At 53.3% G+C, this 14,791-nt stretch carries 13 protein-coding genes; 11 read left to right on the top strand and 2 right to left on the bottom strand.

Going from position 1 to position 14,791, the window contains the following annotated elements; genetic code table 11:
- Positions 1-48: 48 nt before the first annotated feature.
- From TURPA_RS11465 to TURPA_RS11450, 4 genes are all read left to right on the top strand, one after another.
- Positions 49-327 carry a DUF4258 domain-containing protein gene (locus tag TURPA_RS11465; protein ID WP_014803469.1) on the top strand — a complete coding sequence of 93 codons (279 nt, stop codon included), beginning with the start codon at positions 49-51 and terminating at the stop codon, positions 325-327.
- Positions 324-554 (top strand): type II toxin-antitoxin system MqsA family antitoxin, encoded by a 231-nt coding sequence (locus TURPA_RS11460; RefSeq protein ID WP_014803468.1) that lies wholly within the window; start codon positions 324-326, stop codon positions 552-554. Before TURPA_RS11465 ends, TURPA_RS11460 begins: the two co-directional genes overlap by 4 nt.
- 338 nt (positions 555-892) lie before the next feature.
- Positions 893-1,519: an NYN domain-containing protein gene (locus TURPA_RS11455; RefSeq protein ID WP_014803467.1), complete on the top strand. Its 627-nt coding sequence runs from the start codon at positions 893-895 to the stop codon at positions 1,517-1,519.
- Between the two features lie 177 nt (positions 1,520-1,696).
- Positions 1,697-2,821, top strand: a complete 1,125-nt coding sequence (locus tag TURPA_RS11450; RefSeq protein WP_014803466.1) for an HNH endonuclease domain-containing protein — start codon at positions 1,697-1,699, stop codon at positions 2,819-2,821.
- Here the strand turns inward: TURPA_RS11450 and TURPA_RS11445 are convergent.
- Complete coding sequence (locus tag TURPA_RS11445) at positions 2,818-3,183, bottom strand: HIT family protein (RefSeq protein ID WP_014803465.1); 366 nt, start codon at positions 3,181-3,183, stop codon at positions 2,818-2,820. The genes TURPA_RS11450 and TURPA_RS11445 overlap by 4 nt on opposite strands.
- Entirely contained in the window at positions 3,134-3,415 is a 282-nt protein-coding gene (locus TURPA_RS23430) for a helix-turn-helix transcriptional regulator (RefSeq protein WP_041948477.1), read from the bottom strand. Before TURPA_RS23430 ends, TURPA_RS11445 begins: the two co-directional genes overlap by 50 nt.
- Before the next feature lie 85 nt (positions 3,416-3,500).
- Between TURPA_RS23430 and TURPA_RS11435 the strand changes: the two genes are divergently transcribed.
- The 7 genes from TURPA_RS11435 (at position 3,501) to TURPA_RS21835 (ending at position 14,715) form a co-directional block, all read left to right on the top strand.
- Complete coding sequence (locus TURPA_RS11435) at positions 3,501-4,568, top strand: DUF4007 family protein (protein WP_014803463.1); 1,068 nt, start codon at positions 3,501-3,503, stop codon at positions 4,566-4,568.
- Positions 4,555-7,971, top strand: a complete 3,417-nt coding sequence (locus tag TURPA_RS11430) for a hypothetical protein (protein WP_014803462.1) — start codon at positions 4,555-4,557, stop codon at positions 7,969-7,971. The genes TURPA_RS11435 and TURPA_RS11430 overlap by 14 nt, the downstream gene beginning before the upstream one ends.
- Positions 7,972-8,023: 52 nt before the next feature.
- On the top strand, positions 8,024-8,809 hold the full coding sequence (locus TURPA_RS11425) for a phosphoadenosine phosphosulfate reductase family protein (RefSeq protein ID WP_217157554.1): 786 nt from the start codon (positions 8,024-8,026) through the stop codon (positions 8,807-8,809).
- Positions 8,802-9,980, top strand: a complete 1,179-nt coding sequence (locus tag TURPA_RS11420) for a cysteine desulfurase family protein (RefSeq protein WP_014803460.1) — start codon at positions 8,802-8,804, stop codon at positions 9,978-9,980. Before TURPA_RS11425 ends, TURPA_RS11420 begins: the two co-directional genes overlap by 8 nt.
- Before the next feature lie 33 nt (positions 9,981-10,013).
- On the top strand, positions 10,014-11,633 hold the full coding sequence (locus TURPA_RS11415; protein ID WP_014803459.1) for an ATP-binding protein: 1,620 nt from the start codon (positions 10,014-10,016) through the stop codon (positions 11,631-11,633).
- 62 nt (positions 11,634-11,695) lie between these two features.
- Positions 11,696-12,679: a phosphate/phosphite/phosphonate ABC transporter substrate-binding protein gene (locus TURPA_RS11410; RefSeq protein ID WP_014803458.1), complete on the top strand. Its 984-nt coding sequence runs from the start codon at positions 11,696-11,698 to the stop codon at positions 12,677-12,679.
- Positions 12,676-14,715, top strand: coding sequence for a SpoIIE family protein phosphatase (locus TURPA_RS21835; protein WP_014803457.1), 2,040 nt, complete (start codon positions 12,676-12,678; stop codon positions 14,713-14,715). The genes TURPA_RS11410 and TURPA_RS21835 overlap by 4 nt, the downstream gene beginning before the upstream one ends.
- Positions 14,716-14,791: the final 76 nt, after the last annotated feature.

Below are 14,791 nucleotides of genomic sequence, written 5' to 3'. Positions count from 1 at the left end.
CATACAAAATCCATTGTCACCCCAGCAGGGAGTTGAAACCGGATTTCGATGGCGGTCACTTTCGAATTTTCCGGTCACGCCTTACAACGTATGTTTGAGCGTGAAATTGCCATTGAGGCTGTCAAAGCCGCAGTTGCAAGTGGCGAAGTCATCGCCGAATACCCTGATGACAGGCCACTTGCGAGCAGGCTTATACTGTGGCGTTCTGGCCTGGAGGTCTTGCACGTCGTCGCGGCATTCGATAGCGCACTTCAATGCGAGATCATAATTTCTGTTTACAGGCCAGACCCGGCGCTATGGAATGATGACATGAGGACACGCCGATGAAGGGTTGCCAGATCTGCAAAACCGGTGTGCTGCACCCAAGCCATGCCAACGTGAACTTGAACCGGGGTGAGACTGTCGTCATTATCAAGCAGGTTCCTGCGAATGTGTGTGATAATTGTGGGGAGTACTACCTCGATGAACCAGCAACCAAACGCGTTTTGGAAATTGCAGAAGCAGCGGTGAAAAGCGGCGCTGAGGTTGAGATTAAGCGGTATCAGGCGGCATAGACGGCTCGACCTCACCCCCCGGCCCCCTCTCCCGCAGGGAGAGGGGGAGTTAGAGTAGTTCTTCAAAAACCCTTGCCCCTTCGACGCGCTGCGCTTGCTCAGGGCAGGCAATTTGCCGGTACATCTGTTGAGACACTCAAGAGCACTACGGCGTCTTACGAGTTCTATTGGTTTCTGGCGCTTCAGGCGCCGGGGAAACCAAACAAACCACAGGCGATGCAAAAATACTGGACAGCCGCCCTAAAAATGCCGATACTGTCTCTGTCAACGCTAGAAGGTTCGCCGACTAGCTCCCTCCTCGGTTACGGCCGGGAGGTTTTGGCATCATACTTCCCATCATGCGTGTTTCTTTTCTGGTAGATGGTTTCAACGTATACCATTCTCTTGCCGACGTAGAATCTGAATTTAAGCAAAAAGTCAAATGGCTGAATCTACGTCGACTCTGTGAGTCTTATTTACCATCTCTTGGCCGGGGTGCCACACCTGCAGAGTTCTATTATTTCTCTGCTCACGCCACGCATATGACGACCCGCGACGCGAATGTTGTGAACCGGCATCAAGTCTATATCCGTGCTCTTCAATCAACCGGTGTAAAAATTCAACTTGGTATGTTTAAGGCGAAGCGGGTAAAATGCCACCACTGCCATCGCGAATTTACGAAATACGAAGAGAAAGAGACGGATGTTTCCATTGCGGTTAAGATTTTTGAACTTTTCCAGCAGAATCTTTGTGACCAGATCGTTCTGCTGACCGGCGATACCGATTTGATACCTGCGGTTGTAACAGCTCGGCGGCTATACCAGAAACCAATATCCATAATTTTTCCGTACAAGCGAATTAACGCAGCTTTTAGTTCGGTCACAGACCAGCAGTTTAAAATCAAAAAAGATACTTATGAAAAATATCAATTTGATGACCCGTTAACCGTGCCTGCGGGTGAAATTCGCAAGCCTGGGACTTGGTAGGCTGCATTTACGGCAAGACAAGTCGCAGCCAGTCCCGATTGATTTTCAGCTCTCGCGAATGGTGGCGCTGGTGGGGCACCTCACCCCCCGGCCCCCTCTCCTGAAGGAGAGGGGGAGTTAGAGTGGTTCTTCAAAAACCCTTGCCGGCTAAAGCCAGCAAGACTTTTTGCTTTTGCCGTGTTGCTGGAACAAGATCTACCTGAAGCAGACAACTTGCCGGTGCAACATCTGGTTGCGACACTCAAGAGTACTACTGCCTCTTACAAGTTCTATTGGTTTCTGGCAATACTGGATGCCATTCGCCATGAGGTACCGTCGCCGATACCGTTCGATCATCTGCTCTCGCGCATGGTGGCGCTCGCCTGGTATCCGAGTAATTATTTTCGCCTGTCGTTTGGCAAGGCAGACCAGCTGGCCCATTGTGTTGCGGTTTTAAAGAAAGAATCGGGCTTGCCGACGAACGAAAAGATGGAGAAGATTGCGGCCACGGCATTACGTGTTTTGGCAGATGGCTCTGGCTCAGCTGCATACTATGATCTCAGGGCGCGGGCGAAGTATGTGCCCTATAGATTTTTAGGCCCGTGGTTTTCGCGCGAGACGAGCGGTCTTAACGATTCAGAATTCAATAAGAAAGTCGCGGCACTGGCAGCGCAGAATTTTCAGCGCCATGAAAGTCTGCCGCTTTATAGATTCTCGGCATCAGGTCGCGAAATCGAAATCCAGCCGAGGTGGCGGGGATACCTGCGGCGTCATCTTTCTATATTCCAGAGCTTCGTCGATTGGCATCTGGTGCAATATGTCCAGAAATTGAATCCCAATGTCCCCGGTATTCCCAACAAGCTATTCGCTCCCGAGAAGCGCAACCTATCCTTGGCTAAGTCTTTTTGGTCTGTCGTCGGGGCTACGCAGTGTATTTACACTGGGCAAGAAATACGAATCGAAGATGCCGACTTAGACCATTTTCTGCCATGGAGTTTCGTTGCGCACGATTTGCTGTGGAATATCATCCCAGTTGCTGCGACCGCCAACCGGGCAAAAAGCGACTCGTTGCCCGATCTGCAAAAGTACCTGTTACCATTTGCTGTCAGGCAATACGCAGCTATGCGCAAGGTTGCGAGGCTGAAGGGTGAGAAAACAACAAAGATGCTCGAAGACTACCAAATCCTTGTCACCGGTCAGGCAGGTGTTGATATTTTGGAAACTGATGAACAGACCTTCACAGGTATCTTAGAGCGGACGATAAAACCCCAATACGAGATCGCGGCCAATATGGGCTTTCAGCCGAGCTGGGTTTACCGCTAGTACGCCTGCTTTCCCGGTATCACTCCCCTCACCCCACCTCGCGGATTTGGCGTGTCGCCCGGATACCGGGGTATTAGGTGGATGTGCACATGGGCGATGGTTTGCCCCGCAGGTTCGCCGCAGTTGACCCCGATGTTGAAGTAGGTGGTTTTGAACGTTGCCCGCAAATATTCCCGCATGTCATCGACCAGCTTCCACATCGCTCGCTTTTCGGTTGCTTCTAAATCAAAGTAGTCGGCAACAATGCGGCGGGGTACGATCAGCGTATGTCCCGGTGACACGGGAAACGCATCGTAGATCGCATAGGCTAACTCATTTTCGAGCAGTTTTTGTTTTTCCGGAAATGGCGATTCTGTCAGCATGCGTAAACACCGGGTCGTCGAAGAATTCGTGCAGCTTGAGAGCAAAGCCGAGGCATATCTTTTCGAGCGTATCCAGACGCACGGAGGGGGCTGTTTTGCCCTCAAGCAACTGTATGTGCTTGTAGTCTACTCCCGAACGCTCTGCCAGCTCGGCCTGCGTCAATCCGTGTGTTCCCCGCAATGCCTTGATGCGCGCTCTGACCTTCTGGTTGATGGGTGAGTTTCTCGACACCGTACATATAAGGTCGACTCCGTATTGCAGCGAGAACACCGCACATATACGGTGATATTATTCTTGACGTTTTCTGTGGCAGTCGATGCACCGTATAATTACGGTGCTAGTCGCAGCAACCACAGCGATGCGGTCAGGCGGTGCATGGTCGAGCGGCGCGAATTCATACACCGCCACCTTCGCCCGCCATGAGACATTCCACCCCCGCTACGGCTGGCTGAAGAAGGGTGTAGACCTCGTCGACCACGACCCCGTCGCGTTTGCCAGTGACGATGTACACATGAACCTCGGCGTCGGTAAAAACATGGCGCACGCGATCAGGTATTGGTGCGAAGCATTTGGGTTGATCGTCCCCCTCCCATCCTCCCCCGCAAGCGGGGGAGGTGCCGAAGGCGGAGGGGGACACACAAAGCGGGCTCTGCACCAACTCACCCACGCCGCGCGCGATCTGATTGCCGGCGCGCAGGCGCTCGACCCTTACATCGAGAGCACCGCGACGCTGTGGTGGTTGCACTACCAGCTTTTGAAGACCGAGAAGGCAACAACCTGGAACTTCGCGATCGACCATTTTGGTCGCACCACGTTCACCGCCGACGAGCTCGAGCACGACCTCAGGGCCTACGTGCGCAGCCATTACAGCGACCATAAAATCGCCGACTCATCGCTCGCCAAAGACGTGCACCTTTTTTTGAGGATGTATGCGTTTGATGAATCTTCAACGTTTAGCGAAGACAGCATCGACTCACCTTTCATTGAACTCGGCCTGCTACAAAAACGTGGCAAAGAATACACGTTCGTGATCGGCGCAAAACCAACTTTGCCCGATGCCATTATCGCGGCGGCTTGCCTTGACTACGCCGGTGTCACGCTGAGCCCGTCGAAGCGCGACGCACACACCGGCTCTAAATCCATCTCATTCACCCAGCTCATGCAAGGTGACTTGTCGCCCGTGAAGGCATTTCGCCTCACTGAAAACAGCCTCTATGAAGCGCTTGAGCGAACCCTCACCCCCGGCCCCTCTCCCGCGGGGAGAGGGGAGAAAGACCTTTATCTTTCTGACACCGCTGGCGTGAAGCAGCTCGCGTTTAAGAGTGACCCGTTGAAGTTAGCGCACAAACTTTTGAAAGGGGTTTACCGCCATGCGCTATCTTGACGGCATCGCCACCCGGCGCCGGTATGCGCGGTCGATCAACCTCGAGCGCGACCTGGCCGACAGGGCCTCGCTCGATGGCTATGTACTGACCCCGCGCGGGCGTGAAACGCTTGCCCTGTTTCAAGAACGTTTTGCTGCACAAAATGGCGTCAGGGCATTTACCATTACCGCTGTTTATGGCGCCGGCAAATCGGCTTTCATGCACTTCTTGTTGTCCTTGCTATCACCGCAGAAGTCGGCTATGTACGCTGCGGCTGCACAGCTGCTCAAGAACCAGAAAGCTGACAATTCTTTACGCCGCTTTTTTGACGAGCTGTCTGCGCTCAAGAAACCATTCTTGCGCGCAGTCGCTGTTTCGCGCAGCGAAAGCATCGGCATGACGCTGGCACGGGCGATACAAGATGCCACATTAAAAGAGTTCGGTCAGGCCGAAAAATATGCGCATCTATGCGCGCTCGAGTTCATACGGCAGACGCAATCGGGTAAGGGTGGCAAGAACAGTCGGCTCATCGAGGCGATTACGGTGCTCGCCGCCGATCGACCAGTAATCATCGCAATCGACGAGCTCGGGAAAAATCTCGAGCAGGTAGCCGTCGGGGAAAACGACGTCTATCTGTTGCAGCTCATCGCCGAGCTGCCGCAGCAGAAATATCCCGTTTTCTTCTTTGGCCTGTTGCATTCGGCATTCACCGATTATGGCGGTCGCTTGGGCGCGCGCGAAAAAGCTGAGTGGCAGAAAATACAAGGTCGTTTTGAAGATATTCCATTTCTCGATTCGAGCGAAAGCACGCTCGCGCTGATCGCCGCTGCGATCGAACAGAAACCGGCTATTGAGAAGGTCGCAGTCCGAGTCGGTAAACTATGGCAGGCCGAGCTGCCGGTACCGAACGATTTGTGGCCGCAGCTCTTTCCATTGCATCCGCTCGCTGCGCGCGCTCTGCCACAGCTCTGCGCCCGTTTTGGCCAGAATGAACGCTCTCTCTTTAACTACCTGACGAGCCACGAACCGCACGCCTTTTCAGCATTTCTGAAAGAACACACTCTCGACGAAAAGCAGCCAAAGTTATTGCGGATAGCAGACCTGTACGATTATTTTATCGAAGCGGCTAGCCTCGCCTCGGGCGAGAGGCAGTCGCGCCTCATTGAGCTGCGAGACCGCATTCATGCGAATGCGCACCTCGACAGCCACCTGACCGATATTTTGAAGACAATAGCGGTGCTGAATGCGCTGTCGATGGGCAGCATCAAGGCCTCGCAAAAAGCCATCGTGCAGGCGATGGCCGATACGCCGGGTGCGAATAGCAAAGAGACCGAGCGCTTGCTGAATGAACTCATCACCCGCCGAATTATCACCTACCGCAGGCAGGCCGACGAATACCGTCTTTGGGCGGGCAGCGAAGCCGACGTCGAGGCTCTGATTCAGCTCGAACTCACAAAGGTTCCGAAGAACCTTGCCGAGACACTCAACATCGACTTTCGCCTGCGCACCGTCGTCGCCTCGCGCCACAGCTATGAAACTGGCACTCTGCGTTTTTTTCCCGCCTTGTTTATCGACAACGGCCGCATATTGAATACGCCCCTACCTAAGGGTGATGGCTACGTGTTCTATGACATATCCGAGGGTAAATCGGCGCTTAAAAAAACCGGTACAATCGCGGGCGAAGCGAGTCTGTTCGCCGAAGCCCCAGACTCGACCGCCTCTGTGCCGGCGAATCTACCCACAATAAAAATAAAATCTTGGAAAACGCATGCTCTGCGGCAATTGGCGCGCGAGGTGCTAGCCCTGCGCTCGCTCATGTCGGGCAAAAGTGCTCTCACACTCGATAACGTCGCCAAACGCGAGGTCAGCGAGCGCTATTATCTGATGGCAGAACGCCTGCGCGAAATGATCCAGCGTGAATTCACTGCCATGGGCAAAGGTACAGAAATCATCTGCAATCCTGCTGTCGCAGACACGGGGGGCACCCTCAACCAGATCGCGTCAAGACTCTGCGACCGTGTCTATAGATCAAAATTCATACTCAAGAATGAGCTCATCAACCGCCAGTCGATCTCGACGCAGATCGCCAAAGCACGAGGCGACATTGTTGCACGGCTATTAAAATACCGCGATGCCGCGGGCGAACATTTCATCGGCAACGGGCCAGAAGTTTCTATCTACCGCGTGCTGACTGAGAAACAATACCAAAAGGGTCTTGAGCCTGCGCGTAAAGTCATAGAGGCTTTCGCGCATAAGGCAAAACAAGCGCGGCCTCTTGCGCTGCTTTTCAGCGAGCTGACCGAACCACCCTACGGCATTCGGGCGGGTGTGATACCGCTCTTGCTCGTGCAATACCTGCTTGAACACGAAGAGTCGGTGAGCCTCTATCAAGAAGGCAGTTTCATACCCGAAATAACTCCTGAAATTCTCGATATTCTCGTGCGCCGCCCCGAGCGCTTCGCGCTAAAAAAGTTCGTGGTCTCAGGGCTTGAGGCCAAGTATTTTGAAGAGTTGGTCAAAGCTTATGGCGGCACTGGGCCAAAGCGCCACTCAGTTCTCGCTGTCATCAAACCACTCATTCGCTTCGCCAGGGGCCTGCCTCGCTACACCCAAAACACGCGCCACGTCAGCGAAAAAGCGCAGCGGCTGCGCTTCGCTTTGCTCAATGCGAAAGAACCCGATGCGTTAATATTTAAAGAAATCCCTCATGCGTTGGGCATCACTCTCGATGGCAAGAAGACCGAGGTTGATAAGGTTCGTTCCATCACCAAGGCGCTATCACACGCGCTGAACGAACTGCAAAATGCTTACTTGAAGCTGCTAGAAGAATGCCGTTCAGCCTTTATTGTGTCTTTGCGTATGCCCGATAAAACGCCGCCGCGCCAATACCTCTCAGCGATGGCAGGTCTGCTGTCAGGACAAGTACTTGATCCGGTGCTCAAACGCTTTATGAATGCCGTCGCCGAAAAAGACAAGAGCGACGATACCTGGCTTGAAGGCATTATCATGGTCGTAGCCGACAAACCCGCCGAAAGTTGGCGCGATGAAGATAGACATACCTTTGAAGCAAACCTCGCGACGCTGGCGCAAAAATTTCTCAACCTGCACCAGCTCGCAGCCAAGGTACAGGCAGCCGGCAATGGCAAGTTTGATGCGCGGCTCGTCAGCATAACTACCCCTGACGGCGGCGAAGCCCGTGAAGTTGTCTGGGTCGATGCAGGCGAGCAGAAGCTCACAGAAGCTTTTAAAACAGAACTTACCAGCTCTTCGCTTTGGGCAGAGGCCTCAATAAAAGTCAAACAAGCCGTGCTGGCAGACCTGCTGCGGTCGCTGATTCAGGGCAATGGCAGCAATCTGGATATTGCCGCTTCACCTCAAAATAAGCATATTAACATCGTGCGAAACAAGAACAAACATGGCTAGCAAAACCACCACTGTTCAAAAATCTATGTCAGGCATTGTGCCTGAGAGAAAAGTGCGACACATTCTGGGCATCTCTGGCGGCAAAGACTCAGCCGCCCTCGCCGTCTACATGCGTGACAGGGTACCTGATATCGAATATTTCTTCTGCGACACCGGCGAAGAGCTGACTGAAACGTATGATTTTATCGACCGCCTCGAGGCCCGGCTTGGTATTAAGGTGCAACGCCTCGCCGCAACTCAGGGTTTTAAACACTTTCTCGAAAAATACAACGATTTTCTGCCTTCGCCGCAATCGCGCTGGTGCACGGTGCAGATGAAAATTAAGCCACTCGAAGAATTCATCGGCGATGACGAGGCGATCAGTTACGTCGCCATACGCGCCGACGAAGACCGTAGCGGTTACGTTGCCACCAAAGACACGATTAAGGTTGTATTTCCCTTTAAAGACGCCGGTATCACCAAACCCGACGTCGAACGCATTCTCGAAGAGTCGGGCATCGGCATGCCCAAATATTACAGCTGGCGATCACGCTCGGGCTGCTATTTTTGTTTCTTTCAGCGCAAGATTGAATGGGTGAGGCTGGCAGAAAATCACCCGGGACTTTTCGAAAAGGCCAAGAGTTTCGAAAAAGTTTTACCCGATGGTCGTCGCTATACCTGGAGCCAGGATGAATCACTCGATGAACTTATTGCCCGCAAAGACCAGATCATTGCAGAGCACGAAAAGCGCGTGAAGCTGCAGAAGCAGCGCAAACCTAACAAAACTCTCGCCGAAGTACTCGAGGGCGTTCTCGACGGCGAAGATCAAGAAGAAGGCTGTGTAGTTTGCCATGTCTGACAGCGAAGCTGTCAGACATGGCATATATCTAGACTATTTCTCGACCACCCCGGTCGATCCACGCGTGCTCGACTACTATTGCCAGATACTTAAAGAAAACTACGGCAACCCTTCGAGCGTCGACCATGACTTCGGCAGCGCGGCCGCGAGGCTCGTGAAAGCGAGCCGAGAAAAGATCGCCGACCTGATTGCCTGCGACCCTGGCGAAATCACCTTCACCTCGGGAGCAACCGAGAGTATCAGCCTGTTTCTGCAGGGTTTTGCCGCCGCTCAATTGGTTCGTTTGGGGCGCAAACTTAAAGTAATCACCTCACCCATCGAGCACCCGGCAGTGCTCGAGAATCTTCACGCGCTTCAAGCTGCAGGCTCAATTGACCTCGCAACTCTGGATGTTGACCAGCATGGCCGCATCAATCTACACCAGCTAGAAAATCTCGCAAAATCGGGTGTGGATCTCTTCTGCAATATGGCGGTGAACAATGAAACCGGTAACATCTACCCGACCGATCGTATCGCGGCAATCGCAAGTGAACACCGCGCTCTCTACTTCTGCGATGCAACGCAGGCGATTGGCAAAATTCCATTTTCACTCGCCAGCTTGCCCGATACAGTGGTCGCTTTTTCAGGGCACAAGTTCTACGCACCAAAAGGTATTGGTGTGCTCGTCGCCGACAAATCGATTCCGGTAAAGCCGCTCTTCTTCGGCGGCGGCCAGCAGAGGTCACTCAGGCCGGGCACGATCAACGCTCCGCTCATTGCAGCCCTTGGGTTCGCGCTGCAGATTGCGTGCGAAGAGCAAGAAATTGAAGCACACCGCACTAGGTCGTTACGTGACCTGCTGCAAAACAAACTCGCCTCGCAATTGCCGCAGCTGGTAGTCAATGGCGATCTAGAAAATCGCGTAGCGGGTGCCCTGCATGTTTCGTTGCCGGGTTTGAACAATAAGCAGCTTATTGCCCGTATACGCGATGAAATCGCAATTTCAACGGGGGCCGCCTGTAGCTCGGGCTCTGAGCGGCCTTCGCAAGTGCTCAAAGCGATGCGGTTGCCGAAAGACCTGATAGAGGGTGCGCTCAGAATCAGCTTGGGCCGCTTTTCAAGCGAACACGAAATTGTTGTCGCAGCGCAGGTCATCGCCCGCGAAAACAGAACCCACCCCGCCCCGGTTTAATTTGCCGACATGTCGGCTTCTGTAGGCTGGCCCATGGCCTACAATCGACGCTACCTGATGCCGCTGGCGATCGCAGTGTTTGCGCTCTCGGCGATTGGCATTGGCGCTCTGCTGATTGTGAGCAACGCCCGACAGACACAAGAAGCGATCGGTGTCGAGCTGAGGGCGATTGCGTCGCACGCGGCAAGCCACATCGAGCCCTCTGGTTATTACCGGTTGTTTTTTCAGAACGATCGGCTGAAATCTGATTTCAAGGCGATTGAAAAGAGCAGTGAATTTCTCGCGTTCAAGTCGCAGCTGAAGAATACGACAGCATTTTATTCTGATCTGGCTTTGGGTGAAGAGAATATCTACACGTTTGTGCGCGACCTGAAGAGCGACGAGATCAAGTGGGGAGTTATGCTTCACCCTAAACCCTTTAGCGGTGAAGGGTACGCGGCCCCCGAAGCGCTGAATCTGGTTGTCGCGTATGGCAAACCCGGCTTCAGCGGCATTTACCTCAGCACCGCCTCAAAACGCGAATGGATTTCGGGTTATGCTCCGATTGTCTACCGAAGTCAGGTGATTGGCGTGGTCGAAGTCGCACGCGAGATCACCGAAGTGCAGCGGGCTGCACGCATGCGCCTGATGCCGGCACTCATTGCAAGCCTCGCCGTGATATTGCTGAGTGTAGCCGCGGTGTTGCTGCTTTTAAACGCCGCCCGCAAGACAACGAAAGCAAATGCCGAGCTCAAAGCGACTCTGCAAGAACTTGAAAAATCCACCTCGACCTATCGCACGCTGACCGAATCGAGCACCGACATTGTTTTCTTGCTCGACCCGCAGTTTCGCGTGGCCTCAATCAACACGGCAGTGCGCCGGCAGCTGGGCTTTAGCCCTGCCGAAGCGCAGGGCATGCACATCGTCGATGTACTCTGCCAAAAAGACAAAGCCGACGCACCCGACTATCTGTTCGACCCACAGCTTTTGCACGCTGCTCTTGCGGCGCTCAGAGATACGAACGAGAAAGTGAATCTCAGCGCCGCGCTGAAATCGGCTCTGACCGGCGACGCCAAGCAATACCGCATTCTCATCGAGAAGGTCGCTGCAGGCGGCGAAAATTCTGCCGCCGGTTACATCGGCCGCGCCGTGGCGACGAGTGAAATGGCAGTGGCATCGATCATCGAGCGCAGCCGCTTTAGCTTTCGGCTCACCAACTCGCTGCTGCTGACAGAAGAGCTTGCCACTTTTCTGGCTGCGATTGCGCGCAGCTACGTCGACGAATCACAGGCAACGACGCTACGCATTATGCTGCGCGAAATGTTGCTAAACGCGATCGAGCATGGTAATCTCGAGATCGATTTTGACACCAAGACCACGTCGCTGATGCACGAGTCGTACTTTCAACTTATCGACGAACGGCGCAGGCAGCCACCCTACCGCGATCGCTCAGTTCTTGTCGATGCGCTGATCAGCGCCGATAAGCTGGCGTTTCGTATCACCGACGAAGGCCAGGGTTTTAATCACCGCGAAATGCTTGAGAAACTGACGCGTGAAAAAAATGAAACAGCGCATGGGCGGGGCATTGTCATGACACTGCAAGAATTTGACATTGTTCGCTACAACCAGAAAGGCAATTCGGTAGTTTTGATCAAGAACCTGGCAGTTTCCTGACAAAGAAACCGCTAACCAGAAAAGTCTTGCAAAAGGCAGGCGCATTGCCGCATGGTCGAGATATGAATGCGCGGCGGGCGATTCAGATTTTTTTCGTCATCGCGGGCCTTGCACTGCTGACGGGCTGCAGTGAAAAGGTTTCGGTCGACGAGACCTCACTGGTTGCAGGCCAGCGCGACGAAGTTTACGGCAAACACGAGATCAGCGCCAAAGGTTCGCTCAGCGAAAGCCAGCCTGCCGAGGCAATCAACTTCGGCATTACTCCATGGGATGAACCCGAAAAATTGAAGCGCATGTACGCGCCATTTATCGCGCACCTCAGCGAACGCCTTAAGCTGCGCGTACGCTTTGTCGTGGCGCAAGAGTACAACGATCTGGTCGCCGACCTGAAACGCGGCATCATTCACATCGCCGCGTTTTCACCGGGCGCCTACAGCGACGCCCTCGACCAGGGTATTGAACGCGAAGCGGTTTACGTCGCTTCGACGCAAGATAGCGGCAACAGCCATTACCGGGGTCTCGTCATCAGCAGGCCTCAGTACAAATCACTCAAAGAACTGAAGGGAAAAACTTTTGCCTTCGTCGAGAAAGGCAGTTCGTCGGGCTACAAGTTTCCGTTGGCGCTGCTGTTACAGAAGGGTATAGATCCTTACCGATATTTTTCAAAAGTGTTTTATCTGGGTTCACATGCGCATGTGGTTGAAGCGGTCGCAAATGGCAAGGCGGATGCAGGCGCCACATGGGATGGCTACGCAGAAAAAACCCCGGCGTACCGTGACAAGAAAATTGCCACACTTTTCAAAACACAGCCGATACCCTATGATGCTATTCTCGTCTACCGCAAAAAAGGGCCGCAGTTTGCGCGCAAGGTGCAGCAACACCTGCTATCGATCGATACAAAAACGACGACCGCAAGTGGTGAAAAGGTTCTGAACAAAGAACTCGGTTTCCCGTACACGGGTTACGTGGTGCACAAGCCACAGGTCTATGACGTCGTGAGACAGACGAGCCGACTCGTGAAAAACTATAAGCCGCCAAAAGAATGAAACGATTTGCGCGCATTCAAGAATCGGTCTGGTCTGCAGTGCAGACGCTCGCTTCAAAGCAGCTCGTGCCTGCGGGCATCTACGAGCGCATCAAAAACTATACCCTGACGGGAAAAATCAATTTCATCGTGCTCGCCGCCGCGGTGCCGATGTTCTTGCTGCTGAGCCTGCTCTTCTTGTTTCTCTATATTCAGCTCAAAGGCCAGCTCGATGCGACGCTGATTCAGAAGAAGATTGCGACCAAAAATGCATTTAACTACTATGAACGCACGACACTCGTTTATGCAAAGATGCTGGCAGAAAACCCTTACGTGAAAAAAGAGCTGCTGGCTGAAACGATCAACGTCGGCCCGATTCTGCGCGTCTGCAATCAGGTTCAATCGAGCGTTTATCTGAACCGCATTACGGTTCACGATCGTAAAGGTTCGGTCGTGGTACACAGCCACAACACTTCTGATTTCGGCGCCAACGAAATCAGCAGACCCGAAATTGCAAATGCGCTCAAAAAGGGTGAAAACACTCCCCTATTGGCTTATGAAAACGGCCAGTTAATTCTGCAGAATACCGTGCCCGTTTATTTTGAAGGTGAGACGGTCGGCGCGATAACTGCAGGGTACGTGCTGAACGACAGCTTCGCAAGGTCGATTTCAGAGCTGACACAGGCCGGGGTGTTTTTCGTGCTGAATGGCAAGATTATCGCCTCGTCATTTGCCGACTACGCAAACGCCGGCAACCGACAAGATTACGATGAACTGAATAACACCTGGTCTGTCACCCGAACGGTCTACACCACAGAAAACAATAAGAAGCGCTCGCTGTCACTTGACCTGCGCTATTTACCGGTCGTGACCGAACGCGTTTCACCAGAAATACATCAGGCAGGTATCGCGGTGGCGATTCAGCCCCCGTTCTCGCGTGTGGCGCTCTACGCCCTCATCTGGGGCTCTTTCGCGTTTAGCCTGGCAGTTGTCCTTTTTGGTATTCTGCTCGCACTCAAGATTGGCCACAATATTGCCAACTACGCCGCTTCGATCTCGACAGCAATGACTGACTACGCAGAAGGCGATCTCAACCAACGCATGTCTCGCCTTGCGAACGATGAACTCGGGCGGGTTGCGGCCGGCTTCAACCATCTCGCCTCTGAGCTGCAAAAGAAGATTGCCGAGATTCAAGAAGCGAATGAGAATCTCGAACAGAAGGTCGTCGTGCGTACGAAAGATCTGAACCGTGCGCTTGCCGACATCACCTCGCTTAAAGAAATTCAAGAGGGCGACTATCTTTTGACAGACCTTCTGATCAGACCACTCTCGGGCCATGCCTACGGTGTTGGCCGGCTACAGGCTGAAATCTTCATCGAGCAGAAAAAGAAATACAACTTCAAGGGTAAAACCGGCGACATCGGCGGCGACTATTGTCTGCTTTCGTCGCTGCAATTTGAAGACAGCGACGGCGAATGGCTATTTTTCTTCAACGGCGACGCAATGGGCAAATCAACCCAAGGCGCATCGGGCGCGCTCATTTGCGGAGTTACCCTACACTCAATTTTTTCGCGCAATTCAAAGCGCAGCCGAATCCCCACAAAACCGGGGCAGTACCTGTCGATGGTATACCATGAGCTCAACCATATTTTCTCGCTGTTCGATTCTTCGATGCTGATGTCGGCCGCATGCGGCCTGATACATGCACAGACGGGCACCATGTATTATTTCAACTGCGAACATCCCTGGTCGGTTTTACTGAGAGACGGCAAGGCGACCTTTATCGAGAACGAGCTAACGATGCGCAAATTGGGCATGCCGATGCAGGCAGAGCGGCTGCTCGTGCGCCGCATGCAGTTAAACCCGGGCGACACTCTGGTGCTTGGGTCAGACGGGCGCGACGACATCGAAATTGCGGCGCAAATTGACTCTGATGAGACACGTTTTCTGGAGATTGTCGAACGAAGCGGCGGCAAATTAGCCGAAATTGTAAAGATAATCGACAGTTACGGTCGCCGCACCGACGATCTTTCGCTCATGCGCATTCAGGTAAATTAAAATCGTTTTTTTGACGCGGCTTGCGGGTAAATTTTTAGTCGCCTGCGCAAGATTCCGATATTGTATACACACCCGC

Source organism: Turneriella parva DSM 21527 (genome assembly GCF_000266885.1).
GTDB classification, from domain to species: Bacteria; Spirochaetota; Leptospiria; order Turneriellales; family Turneriellaceae; genus Turneriella; species Turneriella parva.
Note: the sequence above shows the minus strand (reverse complement) of the source record. Positions and strands in the feature narration are given on the sequence as shown.

Bases quoted from the DNA above. Each gene is read 5' to 3' on its own strand.
- TURPA_RS11465 (WP_014803469.1), top strand. From the start codon at position 49: ATGGCGGTCACTTTCGAATTTTCCGGTCACGCCTTACAACGTATGTTT.
- TURPA_RS11460 (WP_014803468.1), top strand. From the start codon at position 324: ATGAAGGGTTGCCAGATCTGCAAAACCGGTGTGCTGCACCCAAGCCAT.
- TURPA_RS11455 (WP_014803467.1), top strand. From the start codon at position 893: ATGCGTGTTTCTTTTCTGGTAGATGGTTTCAACGTATACCATTCTCTT.
- TURPA_RS11445 (WP_014803465.1), bottom strand. From the start codon at position 3,183: ATGCTGACAGAATCGCCATTTCCGGAAAAACAAAAACTGCTCGAAAAT.
- TURPA_RS11435 (WP_014803463.1), top strand. From the start codon at position 3,501: ATGCACCGTATAATTACGGTGCTAGTCGCAGCAACCACAGCGATGCGG.
- TURPA_RS11430 (WP_014803462.1), top strand. From the start codon at position 4,555: ATGCGCTATCTTGACGGCATCGCCACCCGGCGCCGGTATGCGCGGTCG.
- TURPA_RS11420 (WP_014803460.1), top strand. From the start codon at position 8,802: ATGTCTGACAGCGAAGCTGTCAGACATGGCATATATCTAGACTATTTC.
- TURPA_RS11415 (WP_014803459.1), top strand. From the start codon at position 10,014: ATGGCCTACAATCGACGCTACCTGATGCCGCTGGCGATCGCAGTGTTT.
- TURPA_RS11410 (WP_014803458.1), top strand. From the start codon at position 11,696: ATGAATGCGCGGCGGGCGATTCAGATTTTTTTCGTCATCGCGGGCCTT.
- TURPA_RS21835 (WP_014803457.1), top strand. From the start codon at position 12,676: ATGAAACGATTTGCGCGCATTCAAGAATCGGTCTGGTCTGCAGTGCAG.